Raw genomic sequence first — 13,655 nt, forward strand, 5'->3', positions numbered from 1 at the left:
GTTCCTCATGGGCCTGTCGACCATGGCCGTCGGGGTGCTGCCGCCCGACCCCGCCCGCTACCACTCGCTCAGTTGCTGGCAGGCCAGCGAAGGCTGCGAGGAGCAGTTCGTGGCACGGCTTGCCTGGCTGAGCGGCAAGCAGGGGCTGGCGCTGCCCGACCTCGGTTCAGGCACCTGGCGAACCTTGGTCCGCTCTGGCGAGGTGACCTCTCTTGCCGACTGGCTGACACTCGACACCACACGCCTGGCATCGCTGCCAGGCATCAGCCACAACAAGGCGACCCGCTTGCGCGCACAGTTCGACAGCGCCCGCTCGCGCCCCTTTGCCCAGTGGTTGCGTGGCCTGGGTGTCCCCGCGCCGCAAGACATGCCCCTGCAGGGGGGCTGGCAACACCTGGCGCAACGCCAGGCACACGACTGGCAAGCCCTGCCGGGTATCGGTCAGAAGCGCGCACGCCAACTGACCGCCTTTTTCACCTCGCCGGCCTTGCAAAGCCTCGCAAGTGAGCTGGGCAACAGCGGCGTCGACGGTTTCCTGCACGCCTCGACGCCTGTCGAGCAATAAGACCTAACAAAAAAGCCTAAGGAAAATTCTGAGTTTGCTCCGGAAATGACTAACAAGGGTTTCTAAATCGGCAAAACCAAGGCAGGATTTCCCCCAACTTTTTGCTGCCCCGCCCCGTCAAGGAGGCCCTTATGAAACGTATTTCCACCCTCGCGCTGCTGGCTGCACTCGGGATCGCCGCCGCTTCTGCCCAGGCCGCCCAGCCAGACGCCGGCCTGACCGGTTGCGCCGCCAAGCGCAGCGCTATCGAGAACCAGCTGAAAATTGCCCGTGACGCCGGCAACAGTGGTCAGGTAGCCGGCCTGGAAGAGGCCCTGCGCGGTGTCGACAACTGCACCGACAGCAGCCTGCGCAAAGAGCGCGAGCAAAAGGTCCTCGATGCCCGCCATGAAGTGGCCCAACGCGAAAAAGACCTGAAAAAAGCAGAAAAGAAAGGCGACCCGGAGAAGATCAACAAGCGCAAGGACAAGCTGGCCGAATCGCGCAAGGAGCTGCAGGAAGCCGTGGACGAACTGGACCGCTGATTACCCGCAGAGCCGCTCAGGGGTGATCGCCGAAAAGCGTTCAGTGGTTACGAAATTCGCTATGACAGGCCTTGCAGGCAGCCTCGACCTTGTCCATGGGGCCTTTCAATTGCGCTGGCGCCAACGGCTGCACGCGGGACGCGACGACCAGCTCGCCGGTGACGCCTTCCAACTGCCGGGCAAGGTCCTGGAAGCGCGCCTGCTTTTCCCAGACCTCCGGCCGGGCGCTGCTGTCGCCGGCATCCTTGATCTGCGGAAAATGCTGCCACGGTTCATGCGCAAGCCCATCCAGCTTCACCGCACCCTCGGCGAACTTCACCCCGTCGAACGGCACCCGGCCTCGCAGCATGCCGCCCATGTCCTCGCTGGTGTGCAGCATGGCCTTGAAGATGGCCTTGCGCTTGCCCAGCGGCGAGTTCGGGTCGACACCGCCGCAAGCCACCAGGCTGAGGGTGGCGAGCAGTATCACGGTCAATCGCTTGTACATCACGGTCATCCAGGCCTTGGCAGAGGGGCGGCCAGTATCGCTGCCGAGCGCGCAAAGGCCAATAGCCACATAAATAACAGGGGCGAATCTTCATGTTCGCCGCGCACAGGAACACACCCATGAGATCAGCCCTGCGTCATCTGGCCTGGACACTCCCGGCCCTCGCCCTGCTGGCCGGCTGCAAGGGCGGCGAGAGCGCCAAGCCCGAACCCCACGCCATCGCCACCTATGCCAATGCCACCTGGCAAGACCTGCCCAGCGTCAGCGACAGCGACCTGCTGGCCGGCTTCCAGGCCTGGCGCAACGGCTGTGAGAAGCTCAAGCGCGATGCGGTATGGGCCAGCACCTGCGAGGCTGCCGCCAACGTACCGGATGACGCCCTGCAGGTACGCGCATTCCTCCAGCAGAACCTCGCGGTCTACGGCCTGCGTTCGGCGCAAAACGATGCCAACGGGCTGATCACCGGCTACTACGAGCCGGTCTACCCGGGCAGCCTGAGCCGTAGCGAAACCGCCCATGTAGCCGTCTACGGAGTCCCGGAGGACATGATCGTGGTCGACCTGGCAAGCGTCTACCCCGAGCTCAAGGGCAAGCGCCTGCGCGGGCGCCTGGATGGGCGCGTGCTCAAGCCCTACGACACCGCCGAGGTCATCAACCGTGACGGCGCCAAGGCGCCGGTGCTGGCCTGGCTGACCGACCCGATGGACCTGCAGTTCCTGCAGATCCAGGGCTCCGGAAGGGTCCAACTGGAGGACGGCCGCCAGTTGCGCCTGGGCTACGCCGACCAGAACGGCCACCCCTATCGGCCGATCGGCCGCTGGCTGGTGGAACAAGGCCAACTGAAGAAGGAAGACGTCAGCATGGGCAGCATCCATGCCTGGGCCCAGGCCAACCCGCAGCGCGTACCGGAGCTGCTGGCCAGCAACCCCAGCTACGTGTTCTTCAGCACCCGCCCGGACAGCAACGAGGGGCCACGCGGTTCGCTCAACGTTCCGCTGACGGCTGGCTACAGTGTGGCCATCGACCGCAAGGTGATCCCCTTGGGCAGCCTGCTGTGGTTGTCGACCACGCGGCCCGATGGTTCGCCGGTGGTGCGCCCGGTAGGCGCCCAGGATACCGGCGGTGCGATCAGCGGCGAGGTGCGCGCGGACCTGTTCTGGGGGACCGGGCCGGAGGCTGGCGAACTGGCAGGGAACATGAAGCAGCAAGGGCAGATCTGGATGCTCTGGCCCAAGGGCAAGCCGCTGCCGGAAGTACCCAAGGTTCCTTGACCCATGTCGCGCCCTTCGCGGGCTTACCCGTGAAGGGCGCGACATGGCCTCAAATGGAAACCGCGAAGAACGACACGATCAACGCCAGCCCGGCAAACCACACCAGAGAGCGCAACGCCGCCCAGTCAGCCAGGTAGCAGATGATGTAGAGCAGGCGGCTGGTGATGTAGAGCACCGCCAGCACATCCTGGGTCACCTGCTCGGCATTGCCGACGATGTCGGCCACCAGCACCGCCGCGGCGAACGCGGGAAACGCCTCGTACCCGTTCTGCTGGGCCGCATGGGCACGTCGCGGCAGGCCCGACAAGGTGTCGAGGAAGGCTCGCGGGTCGTGGTTGTCGCGCAGGCCGAAGCGCCCGCTGCTCAGCTTGGCGATCAACGCGCACAGCGGTGGCAGGAACAATGCGATCAGGATGCACCACAGGGCAACGGTCATGGACAGGATTCCTCGTTTGATCTTCGGGTTAGAGCTTCATCACCAGCATGCCTGCCAGCACCAGCCCGCAAGCTAGGAGTCTGGGGCCGCCAAAAGGTTCTTTGAGGTAGCGCATGCCCAGCAACACCACGAGGATCACGCTCAACTCGCGCAGCGCCGCCGCCTCGGCGACCGACCCCAGGTGCATGGCCCAGAGCACCAGGGCGTAGCTCAGCAACACGCACAGCCCCACCGCCAGGCCCAGGCGCCACTGGGTGCGCCAGAACAGCACGAACGGCGCCCGCCGCGCCACGCTGGCCAGGAGCGGAAACGGCCAGGCACTGAGCAGGGTCAGCCACACCAGGTAATCCCAGGGTTTGCCCCACAGGCGCACGGCCTGGCCATCGAACCAGGTGTAGCAGCCTATGCACAGGCCGATCAGCGCCACCACCGGCAACATCGACCACGGCAACCGGTCCCCGCCGCCGCCCTGACACAGCAGGCAGGCCATGCCGCACGGGATGAGCAGGATGCCGATGATCTGCTGGCTGCTGAGCGATTCGCCGGCAAACGCCAGGGTCAGGCCCAGCACCACCAGCGGCGACAGCCCGCGCATCAGAGGATAGACCAGCCCCAGATCGCCGACCCGGTAAGCCTGTATCAGCAGGAAGCGGTACAGCTGTTCGGCAAAGGCCGAGGCCAGCAACCAGGGCCAGATCTCGACGGGTGGCAGGTCGACGAAGGCCACGGCGGAAACGGCGAACACCAGCGCCACCGAGTCCATGCTGGCGATCACCAACAAGCGCTCGCCACTGAATTTGATCAAGGTGTTCCAGGTCGCATGCAACAGGGCAGCGACCAGAACCAGGGAAGTTGCCAGCACGCGACAGAGTCCTTGCAAAAAAGAAACACGTTCGATGCACCAGCACCGAGCTGCAAAAAGTACGAAAAAGATTACAGTCTTGGGCGAGATGCCAACCCTATTTGAAGGCATTTCCACAGCCCCATACCAATATACTGTCTCGACACCGCAGGCACGTCCATCAAGACAAACAAGCCGGCACCGACATCCAAACATACTCACTTACGAATCACGTTTGACGCAGTGGCAACAGCGGGCATAGGATGGCCCTAACGCATGGGATTAACCGTGCCTACCTTCCGAAGCCCGCAATGCGCAAGCATGCGGGCTTTCGTGCTTCTGGGACCAGGACCCGGAACTCATGACTCATTATGTGGCCTACCTCGACGAATTCGGCCATGTGGGACAGTACGTCTCCCGCAACCATCCTCATTTCAAAACAAGTCCTGTATTCGGCCTGGGTGGCGTCCTGCTTCCAGCAGAAGAGGTTCGAGAGTTCGCCATCTTCTTCTACCAACTGAAATGCCAACTACTGGCCTGGGACATCAGCAATGACAACCCCCGGAACCTGCCAGCTTACCAATGGGAAAAGAAGGGGTCGAAGCTGTTCACGACCAGAAACATCACGCAATACCGATCACTCAGGCAAGCGACATTCCGCATTCTGACTCGTATCGGCAAGGTAGGCGGCCACGTCATTTATGCTGGAGAACATAAAGCGACCTCGCTCACCCACAACGCGACCTCAACATTCAAGCGCCAACTGCTGCACGCGGTGAGGAAAATCGATCGCTTCTGCACACGAACCGACTCCACCTTCATGGTACTGCTGGATGAACAACGTGCAGGTAATGAATGGCGAGAACGGAACGTAGAGGCCTGCACGTTGGCCATGTTCGAAGATCCCGCGGAAAAGTGCCGCGGCCTGATCGAACCACCCCTGCAAGGTGAAAGTCACCTGTTCCAGACGTTGCAGTGCGCAGACTGGCTGTGCGGTCTCATTGGTCGTTTGATGGCCTTGGCAGTATCACCAGAGGAGTTTCCAGACTGGGAACCCTTCGACAGATACTTTTCAACGCGCATAGCGCACCTCGCCTTACCCGGCTCAGGCCTGCAGAAACAATCTGAGGCCGCTGCCTCTAGCGAAGCAGCCAAGGCCACATTGGATGCCTGAAGGCCAGTTGCGAAACCCAGCTCGCAGAACGCTGTCTACCTGAACAGTCAAAAAGTGTGTCCCGAACCCCTCGCCAGATCATCAAAGAACTGCCCGAGCCATTCGGGTTACGACTTGGAAGCCACTGTCACAGGATTCGGGATGCTTGAACTCGTTGCTGCGTTTATCTGCCTCACCACCCTTCTCACCTACGTCAACTACCGTTTCATCGGCCTGCCGCCCGCCATTGGCGTGATGGTCACGGCGCTGTTGTTCTCTCTCATTCTTCAAGGTCTGAGCCTGATCGGCTTCCCCGGCCTTGAAGAGCGCGTCGAAGGGTTGATGAACCAGATCGACTTCAACGACCTGCTGATGCACTGGATGCTGGCCTTTCTGTTGTTCGCCGGCGCCCTGCACGTCAACCTCTCCGACCTGCGCAGCTACCGCTGGCCGATCGGCCTGCTGGCCACCCTCGGGGTGCTGATCGCCACGGTGGTGATCGGTTATCTGGCGCACTGGGTGTTCGCCCTGTTCGGCTGGCAGGTGCCGCTGATCTACTGCCTGCTGTTCGGCGCGCTGATTTCGCCGACCGACCCGATTGCCGTGCTCGGCGCCCTGCGCACCGCCAATGCGCCAAAACCGCTGAAAACCACCATCGTCGGTGAGTCGCTGTTCAACGACGGCACTGCGGTGGTGGTGTTCACCGTGCTGTTGGGCATCGTCCAGCTCGGCGAAACGCCCAGTGTCAGCGAAACGGCGCTGCTGTTCGCCCGCGAGGCCATCGGCGGCGTGGTGTTCGGCGGCCTGATCGGCTACGCCACCTACCGCATGATCAAGAGCGTCGAGCAATACCAGGTCGAGGTCATGCTGACCCTGGCCCTGGTCATCGGTGGCTCGGCGATGTGCTACGAGCTGCACGTCTCGGCGCCGATCGCCATGGTCGTGGCCGGCCTGATCATCGGCAACCTGGGGCGCAACCTGGCGATGAACGATATGACCCGTCGCTACATGGACGGTTTCTGGGAACTGATCGACGACATGCTCAACGCCCTGCTGTTCGCGCTGATCGGCCTCGAGCTGTTGCTGCTGCCGTTCAACTGGCTGCACCTGGCGGCGGGTAGCGTGCTGGCGCTGGCGGTACTGCTGTCGCGCCTGCTGACCGTGGCACCGGCGATCGTCCTGCTGCGCCGCTGGCGCACGGTGCCCAAGGGTACGGTCCGGGTGCTGACCTGGGGTGGCCTGCGCGGTGGGGTGTCGGTGGCCCTGGCACTGTCGTTGCCACTGGGCGAGGAACGTGACCTGCTGCTGTCGATCACCTACATCGTGGTGCTGTCGTCGATCCTGGTGCAGGGTTTGAGCATCGGGCGCGTGGTCCGCAAGGTCAGCGCACAGCCCTGAGAATGCCGGGGCCGCGTTGCGGCCCGATCGCGGCACAAGGCCGCTCCTACATGGAATGCTGGGTTCCTGTGGGAGCGGCCCCTTCCATTACTCTACTGCCGAATCCGGAAACTGATCCTGCACGTACTTGATCTCGGTCCGCCCATGGGCCGCCGGCAAGCCGTCTTCACCCAGGTTGACGAAGACCATCTTGTCGACGGTGAGAATGGACTTGCGGGTGATCTTGTTGCGCACTTCGCACTTGAGGGTGATCGAGGTGCGACCGAACTCGGTGGCGGTGATGCCCAGCTCGATGATGTCGCCCTGACGCGAGGCGCTGACGAAGTTGATTTCCGACATGTACTTGGTCACCACCCGCTGGTTGCCCAGCTGGACGATGGCGTAGATCGCCGCTTCCTCGTCGATCCAGCGCAGCAGGCTGCCGCCGAATAACGTGCCGTTGGGGTTGAGGTCTTCGGGTTTAACCCATTTGCGGGTATGAAAGTTCATCTGTACTCCTGACCTGCTTGGCTGACATGCAGCCATGATGGCAGAGCTGCCGCCGGCACTCCATTGATCATCGACTATCGTCTCGATTAAATCGACGGAAAACCTTGGGCTCGGCAAGCCGCGCGGCTATAATCCCTGCCGTTTCACATGGCGACGCTCCCTCGGCTGGGCGCTGCCATGCCCGCCACCCATCCGAGGGGCGCTGCAGCAGGCTCGGCCTGTCAGGCTCGGATGGGGCGTTGTCCGCTGCCGCGGACGCTCAACGCACAACGGCGCCCATTCGCACACTACGAATGGAGGCTCTCATGAGCGCTGTAAACACGCCTGCAGGTTTTTCCGACTTCAAGGTCGCCGACATTTCCCTGGCCGATTGGGGCCGCAAGGAAGTCATCATCGCCGAATCGGAAATGCCCGCACTGATGGGCCTGCGCCGCAAGTACCAAGCCGAGCAACCGCTCAAGGGCGCGAAGATCATCGGCTGCATCCACATGACCATCCAGACCGCCGTGCTGATCGAAACCCTGGTCGCCCTGGGCGCCGAAGTCCGCTGGTCTTCCTGCAACATCTTCTCGACCCAGGACCAGGCCGCTGCCGCCATCGCCGCCGCCGGTGTCCCGGTGTTCGCCTGGAAAGGTGAAACCGAGCAGGAATACGAGTGGTGCATCGAGCAGACCATCCTCAAGGATGGCCAGCCATGGGATGCCAACATGGTGCTGGACGACGGCGGCGACCTGACCGAGATCCTGCACAAGAAATACCCGGCCATGCTCGACAAGATCCACGGCGTGACCGAAGAAACCACCACTGGCGTGCACCGCCTGCTGGACATGCTGGCCAAGGGCGAGCTGAAGGTCCCGGCGATCAACGTCAACGACTCGGTCACCAAGAGCAAGAACGACAACAAGTACGGTTGCCGTCACAGCCTCAACGACGCCATCAAGCGCGGCACCGACCACCTGCTGTCGGGCAAGCAGGCCCTGGTGATCGGCTATGGTGACGTGGGCAAGGGTTCGGCCCAGTCGCTGCGCCAGGAAGGCATGATCGTCAAGGTCACCGAAGTCGACCCGATCTGCGCCATGCAAGCCTGCATGGATGGCTTCGAAGTCGTCTCGCCGTTCAAGGACGGCATCAACACCGGTACCGAAGCCGGCATCAACGCCGACCTGCTGGGCCGCATCGACCTGATCGTCACCACCACCGGTAACGTCAACGTCTGCGACGCCAACATGCTCAAGGCCCTGAAGAAGCGTGCCGTGGTCTGCAACATCGGCCACTTCGACAACGAGATCGACACCGCCTTCATGCGCAAGAACTGGGCATGGGAAGAGGTCAAGCCACAGGTGCACAAGATCCACCGCACCGGCGCCGGCACCTTCGACCCGACCAACGACGACTACCTGATCCTGCTGGCCGAAGGCCGCCTGGTGAACCTGGGCAACGCCACCGGCCACCCAAGCCGCATCATGGATGGCTCGTTCGCCAACCAGGTCCTGGCGCAGATCTTCCTGTTCGAGCAGAAGTACGCCGAACTGCCAGCCGCCAAGAAGGCCGAGCGCCTGACCGTGGAAGTGCTGCCGAAGAAACTCGACGAGGAAGTGGCCCTGGAAATGGTCCGCGGCTTCGGCGGCGTGGTCACCCAGCTGACCCCGCAGCAGGCCGAGTACATCGGTGTCACCGTCGAAGGCCCGTTCAAGCCGGACGCCTACCGCTACTAAGCGGCGAGCTCCAAGCTTCAAGCGGCAAGCGAAGGCAGACCGTGCCGGTGCCGCTTGAAGCCGAGACGCAGAAATCTTGAACGATGCCAAGCCAGATCGGCCATCACCGATCTGGCTTTTACTTGCAGCTCGCCGCTAGAAGCCTGCTGCTAGAGGAACGCCTGATGTCCCAGGAACGCCGCTACAGTTTCGAGTTCTTCCCGACCAAGACCGATGCCGGTCATGAAAAGCTGATGGGCGTCGCCCGCCAGCTGGCCACCTACAACCCCGACTTCTTCTCCTGCACCTATGGTGCCGGGGGCTCGACCCGCGACCGCACGCTCAACACCGTGCTGCAGCTGGAAAACGAGGTGAAAGTCCCTGCCGCCCCGCACCTGTCGTGCGTCGGCGACAGCAAGGACGACCTGCGCGCCCTGCTGGCCGAGTACAAGGCCGCCGGCATCAAGCGCATCGTCGCCCTGCGTGGCGACCTGCCTTCGGGCATGGGCATGGCCAGCGGCGAGCTGCGCTACGCCAGCGACCTGGTCGAGTTCATTCGCCAGGAGACGGCCGATCACTTCCACCTGGAAGTGGCCGCCTACCCCGAGATGCACCCCCAGGCGCGCAACTTCGAGGCCGACCTCAGCCACTTCGCGCTCAAGGTCAAGGCCGGTGCCGACAGCGCCATCACCCAGTATTTCTTCAACGCCGACAGCTACTTCTACTTCGTCGAGCGCGCACAGAAGCTGGGCGTGGACATCCCGGTGGTGCCCGGCATCATGCCGATCACCAACTACAGCAAGCTGGCACGTTTCTCCGACGCCTGCGGCGCCGAGATCCCACGCTGGATCCGCAAGCAACTGGAAGCCTATGGCGACGACACCGCCAGCATCCAGGCCTTCGGCGAAGAAGTGATCACCCGCATGTGCGAACAGCTGCTGCAAGGCGGCGCGCCGGGGTTGCACTTCTATACCCTGAACCAGGCCGAACCGAGCCTGGCGATCTGGAACAACCTGAAGCTGCCACGCTGACCGCGTCCGACCCAGGCTTCGGTCGTCGACCGAAGCCTGGGTCATCCTCCCTGGCTGCCGTTCCCAGCAAACTTCCTGTCGCCGTTGAGCAGCAGGAAAGCAGCACAGCGCAATAGCTCTGTTATACTCGGGCCTTCCCGCCCGGCTCACGCCCGGACGCTCGGCCTCGCAACAGGCATCCCGAATCAGCAGCGACGCACCTTGCGTCTGCTCTGCGCTTCCCGGATGCGCCGTGAAAGCCCAGCTGGACCGGACGCGATCGCATCCCACCGATGCCCGTCGCGCCAGGCAGAACATCCCTACGGGCCCAGCCCACACGAGAACAGGATTGCCCATGTCCTTTGCTTCCCTCGGTCTCTCCGAGGCTCTTGTCCGCGCTATCGAGGCTGCGGGCTACACCCAGCCGACTCCGGTGCAACAGCGGGCCGTGCCCGCCGTGTTGCAAGGCCGCGACCTGATGGTCGCCGCACAGACAGGTACTGGTAAAACCGGTGGTTTCGCCCTGCCGATCCTCGAACGCCTGTTCCCCGACGGCCACCCGGACAAGTCCCAGCGTCACGGCCCGCGCCAGCCGCGCGTGCTGGTCCTGACCCCGACCCGCGAACTGGCAGCCCAGGTGCACGACAGCTTCAAGGTGTATGCCCGTGACCTGCCGCTGGTCAGCGCCTGCATCTTCGGCGGCGTCGGCATGAACCCGCAGATCCAGGCCATCGCCAAGGGTGTCGACGTCCTGGTCGCCTGCCCCGGCCGCCTGCTCGACCTGGCCGGCCAAGGCAAGGTCGACCTGGCCCACGTGGAAATCCTGGTGCTGGACGAAGCCGACCGCATGCTCGACATGGGCTTCATCCACGACGTCAAGAAGGTCCTCGCCCGCCTGCCGGCCAAGCGCCAGAACCTGCTGTTCTCGGCGACCTTCTCCAAGGACATCACCGACCTCGCCGACAAGCTCCTGCACAACCCGGAGCGCATCGAGGTCACGCCGCCGAACACCACCGTCGAGCGTATCGAGCAACGTGTCTACCGCCTGCCGGCAAGCCACAAACGCGCCCTGCTGGCACACCTGATCACCCTCGGCGCCTGGGAACAGGTGCTGGTGTTCACCCGTACCAAGCACGGCGCCAACCGCCTGGCCGAGTACCTGGAGAAGCACGGCCTGACCGCCGCCGCGATCCACGGCAACAAGAGCCAGAACGCGCGCACCAAGGCCCTGGCCGACTTCAAGGCCAACAGCGTTCGCGTGCTGGTGGCTACCGACATCGCCGCACGCGGCCTGGATATCGACCAACTGCCCCACGTGGTCAACTTCGAGCTGCCCAACGTCGAGGAAGACTACGTTCACCGTATCGGCCGTACTGGCCGGGCCGGGCGTTCGGGCGAAGCGATCTCGCTGGTGGCCCCGGATGAAGAAAAGCTGCTCAAGAGCATCGAACGCGTCACCAAGCAGAAGATCCCCGATGGCGACCTGATGGGCTTCGACCCGAGCCAGGTCGAGGTCGAGAAGCCCGAAGTACGCGAACGCCCGCAGAACAACGGCCGCGGCGGGCGCAATCAGTCCCGTGGCGACGGCGCCAAAGACGGCAGCGGTGGCCGCAAGGACAAGGGCAAGGACAAAGGCAAGACCAAGCAGCAAGCCGCCGACAAGCCTGCCGAGAAGGAAAAGTCCGGCGACAAGCAGGCGCAGCAGCGCAAGCCCCGCGACAAGAAGCCTCGCCAACAGCAAGCAGCCCAAGGCGGCGCCCCCAAGGTGCCGGTCGACCGTGATCCGGAAGAGTTCCTGGATGACGATATCGACAACTTCGGTAACCGCGCCGACTACGTCAGCCCCTATCAGAACACCAAGAACCAGGGCCGCAATCGCCGTCCGGGTGGTCAGGGCCAGGGTCAATCGCAGGGTAGCGGCCAACGTGCCAACGGCGGTGGCGGCCAGGGCCAGGGTCGTACCGGCGGTGGCCAGTCGCGCAACGGTGGTGGTGACAAACGCCCACGCAACAACACCGGCGGCGGTGGCCGTCGCGATGGTGGTGGCGGTGGCCGCAACCGGCCGGCCGGCCGCGACGATGCAGCCCGCCAGGAACCGGCGGTACGCAGCAGCCGCGAACAGAACCAGCCGGTGATCATCCGCAAGGAATCCAAGCTCGACCGTTACCCGACGCCCGAGCAACTGGACGACCTGCCGAGCCGCCCACGTGGCGAGCGCCCAGCGCTGCTGACCCGCAAGGGTTGAGCCTGATTGGGGCCGCCCTGCGGCCCTTCGCGGGCAAGCCCGCTCCCACCAGCAGGGTGTTGATTCCAAGGAATGCACAACCCTGTGGGAGCGGGCTTGCCCGCGAAGGGCTGCAAGGCAGCCCCAAACGCGCCGGAACAAACGAAAACGCCGCCCAATGGGCGGCGTTTTCTATTGCACAGGCAACGCTTACTTCTGCTTCACACCTTCGACACTGATATCCAGGTCCAGGGTCTGCGACGCCGGGCCTGGGCCCTTGATGCCGAAATCGTTCAGGTTCAGCGTGGTGGTGGCGTTGAAACCAGCGCGCTCGCCGCCCCATGGGTCCTTGCCCTCACCGTTGAAGGTGGCCTTGAAGGTGACCGGCTTGGTCACGCCATGCAGGGTCAGGTCGCCAGTCACGTCAGCGGTCTTCTCACCGGTCGACTTGACCGCGGTGGAGACGAACTTGGCGTCCGGGTATTTCTTCACGTCGAGGAAGTCGGCGCTGGCGATGTGCTTGTCACGCTCGGCATGGTTCGACCACAGGCTGGCGGTCTTCAGGTCGACGCTGATCTTGCTGGCTTCAGGCTTGGCGCTGTCCCAGCTGAAGTTGCCGTCGAAGTCCTTGAAGGTGCCGTGGATGAAGCTGTAGCCCAGGTGGCTGATCTTCCAATCGACGAACGCGTGCTGGCCTTCCTTGTCGATCTTGTACTCGGCGGCCATGGCCTGGCCAGCGGAGAACAGGGCGGTACCGAGCGCCAGAGCGGCAAAAGTCTTTTTCAACATCCTTACTTCCTTCCTTTGCAATTGAGTTGAGAGTCAAGCTTTGCGGCCCAGCATGCGAGTCAGGGTCGCGTCACGGTCGATGAAATGGTGCTTGAGGGCGGCCAAGGCATGGAGCACGGCGAAGATCACCAGGCCCCAGGCCAGGTACAGATGAATCTCACCCGCCAGGTCAGCCTGATCGGGCAGGTCGCTGACCAACGCCGGGACATCGAACAGCCCGAATACCGGGATGCCGACGCCATCGGCGGTGGAAATCAGGTAACCGGCGATCATCGTCGCGAACAGCCCCAGGTACAGCGCCAAATGCCCCAGCTTGGCCGCCACGCGGGTGAATGCCCCGTGGTTGGCCGGTGCCGGTGGTGGCGGGCTGACGAAGCGCCAGAGCACTCGCAGCAACATCACTGCCAGCAGGACCAGCCCGATGCTTTTGTGCAGGTCCGGGCCAGCCTTGCGCCAAGGGCTGTAGTAGTCGAGCCCGACCATCCACAGGCCCAGACCGAACAGGCCGAAGACCGCCAGTGCCACACCCCAGTGCAGGACGATACTGACCACGCCGTAGCGAGAAGGTGAATTGCGCAGTTGCATGTTGACCTGTTTCCCCGTGAAAGCTGTGCACAGACTAACGCGAAACGTATCGAATAAAAGCAGAAAAAACTGCTTCGGATTATCAAGAAATCCGATAGGTAGTGTGCAAGGCTCCTATTAAGGAAACATTAACGATAGCGCTCTGGACAATTGTTGCCAGCAGGGATTCCAATCCCTGTAGGAGCGGCC

14 protein-coding genes and 1 riboswitch are annotated in these 13,655 nt (G+C 63.2%); of the genes, 8 read left to right on the plus strand and 6 right to left on the minus strand.

Annotated elements, in window-relative coordinates:
• Positions 1-565, plus strand: a 565-nt coding sequence (locus tag IAE37_RS25670; RefSeq protein ID WP_236410165.1) for a helix-hairpin-helix domain-containing protein, incomplete at its 5' end; no start/stop codon positions are given.
• Positions 566-696: 131 nt separating this feature from the next.
• The gene (locus IAE37_RS25675) at positions 697-1,089 is read left to right on the plus strand and encodes a DUF1090 domain-containing protein (RefSeq protein WP_201178256.1); all 393 of its coding nucleotides are present in this window, start codon (positions 697-699) and stop codon (positions 1,087-1,089) included.
• Between the two features lie 40 nt (positions 1,090-1,129).
• Here the strand turns inward: IAE37_RS25675 and IAE37_RS25680 are convergent, their stop codons facing one another.
• Entirely contained in the window at positions 1,130-1,576 is a 447-nt protein-coding gene (locus IAE37_RS25680; RefSeq protein WP_201178257.1) for a c-type cytochrome, read from the minus strand.
• A 119-nt stretch (positions 1,577-1,695) separates the two neighbouring features.
• Between IAE37_RS25680 and mltA the strand changes: the two genes are divergently transcribed.
• The gene (mltA, locus tag IAE37_RS25685; protein ID WP_201178258.1) at positions 1,696-2,847 is read left to right on the plus strand and encodes a murein transglycosylase A; all 1,152 of its coding nucleotides are present in this window, start codon (positions 1,696-1,698) and stop codon (positions 2,845-2,847) included.
• Positions 2,848-2,896: 49 nt separating this feature from the next.
• Here mltA and IAE37_RS25690 read toward each other — a convergent pair whose 3' ends face one another.
• Together IAE37_RS25690 and IAE37_RS25695 are read right to left on the minus strand one after the other, a co-directional pair.
• Positions 2,897-3,283 (minus strand): MAPEG family protein, encoded by a 387-nt coding sequence (locus tag IAE37_RS25690; protein WP_201178259.1) that lies wholly within the window; start codon positions 3,281-3,283, stop codon positions 2,897-2,899.
• 28 nt (positions 3,284-3,311) lie between these two features.
• Positions 3,312-4,145, minus strand: coding sequence for an EamA family transporter (locus tag IAE37_RS25695; RefSeq protein ID WP_201178260.1), 834 nt, complete (start codon positions 4,143-4,145; stop codon positions 3,312-3,314).
• Between the two features lie 340 nt (positions 4,146-4,485).
• Between IAE37_RS25695 and IAE37_RS25700 the strand changes: the two genes are divergently transcribed.
• Both IAE37_RS25700 and IAE37_RS25705 read left to right on the plus strand, forming a co-directional pair.
• Positions 4,486-5,298, plus strand: coding sequence for a DUF3800 domain-containing protein (locus tag IAE37_RS25700; protein WP_201178261.1), 813 nt, complete (start codon positions 4,486-4,488; stop codon positions 5,296-5,298).
• 141 nt (positions 5,299-5,439) lie between these two features.
• Positions 5,440-6,675 (plus strand): cation:proton antiporter, encoded by a 1,236-nt coding sequence (locus tag IAE37_RS25705; protein ID WP_201178262.1) that lies wholly within the window; start codon positions 5,440-5,442, stop codon positions 6,673-6,675.
• An 87-nt stretch (positions 6,676-6,762) separates the two neighbouring features.
• On the opposite strand, the gene IAE37_RS25710 is transcribed toward IAE37_RS25705, so the two are convergent.
• A complete protein-coding gene (locus IAE37_RS25710) occupies positions 6,763-7,164 on the minus strand; it encodes an acyl-CoA thioesterase (protein ID WP_012274534.1) in 402 nt (133 codons plus the stop codon).
• A 188-nt stretch (positions 7,165-7,352) separates the two neighbouring features.
• Positions 7,353-7,449: riboswitch (S-adenosyl-L-homocysteine riboswitch) on the plus strand.
• A gap of 20 nt (positions 7,450-7,469) precedes the next feature.
• On the opposite strand from IAE37_RS25710, the gene ahcY reads away from it, so the two are divergent.
• The 3 genes from ahcY (at position 7,470) to IAE37_RS25725 (ending at position 12,113) form a co-directional block, all read left to right on the plus strand.
• Positions 7,470-8,879 carry an adenosylhomocysteinase gene (gene ahcY, locus IAE37_RS25715; protein WP_201178263.1) on the plus strand — a complete coding sequence of 470 codons (1,410 nt, stop codon included), beginning with the start codon at positions 7,470-7,472 and terminating at the stop codon, positions 8,877-8,879.
• 164 nt (positions 8,880-9,043) lie between these two features.
• On the plus strand, positions 9,044-9,889 hold the full coding sequence (metF, locus tag IAE37_RS25720) for a methylenetetrahydrofolate reductase [NAD(P)H] (protein WP_201178264.1): 846 nt from the start codon (positions 9,044-9,046) through the stop codon (positions 9,887-9,889).
• Between the two features lie 334 nt (positions 9,890-10,223).
• A complete protein-coding gene (locus tag IAE37_RS25725; protein ID WP_201178265.1) occupies positions 10,224-12,113 on the plus strand; it encodes a DEAD/DEAH box helicase in 1,890 nt (629 codons plus the stop codon).
• Positions 12,114-12,302: 189 nt separating this feature from the next.
• Here IAE37_RS25725 and IAE37_RS25730 read toward each other — a convergent pair whose 3' ends face one another.
• Positions 12,303-12,881 (minus strand): YceI family protein, encoded by a 579-nt coding sequence (locus IAE37_RS25730; protein ID WP_201178266.1) that lies wholly within the window; start codon positions 12,879-12,881, stop codon positions 12,303-12,305.
• A 33-nt stretch (positions 12,882-12,914) separates the two neighbouring features.
• Positions 12,915-13,466 carry a cytochrome b gene (locus IAE37_RS25735; RefSeq protein ID WP_201178267.1) on the minus strand — a complete coding sequence of 184 codons (552 nt, stop codon included), beginning with the start codon at positions 13,464-13,466 and terminating at the stop codon, positions 12,915-12,917.
• Between the last annotated feature and the right edge of the window lie 189 nt (positions 13,467-13,655).

Origin of the sequence: Pseudomonas sp. S31 (assembly GCF_016648105.1) — a bacterium.
Lineage (GTDB): Bacteria > Pseudomonadota > Gammaproteobacteria > Pseudomonadales > Pseudomonadaceae > Aquipseudomonas.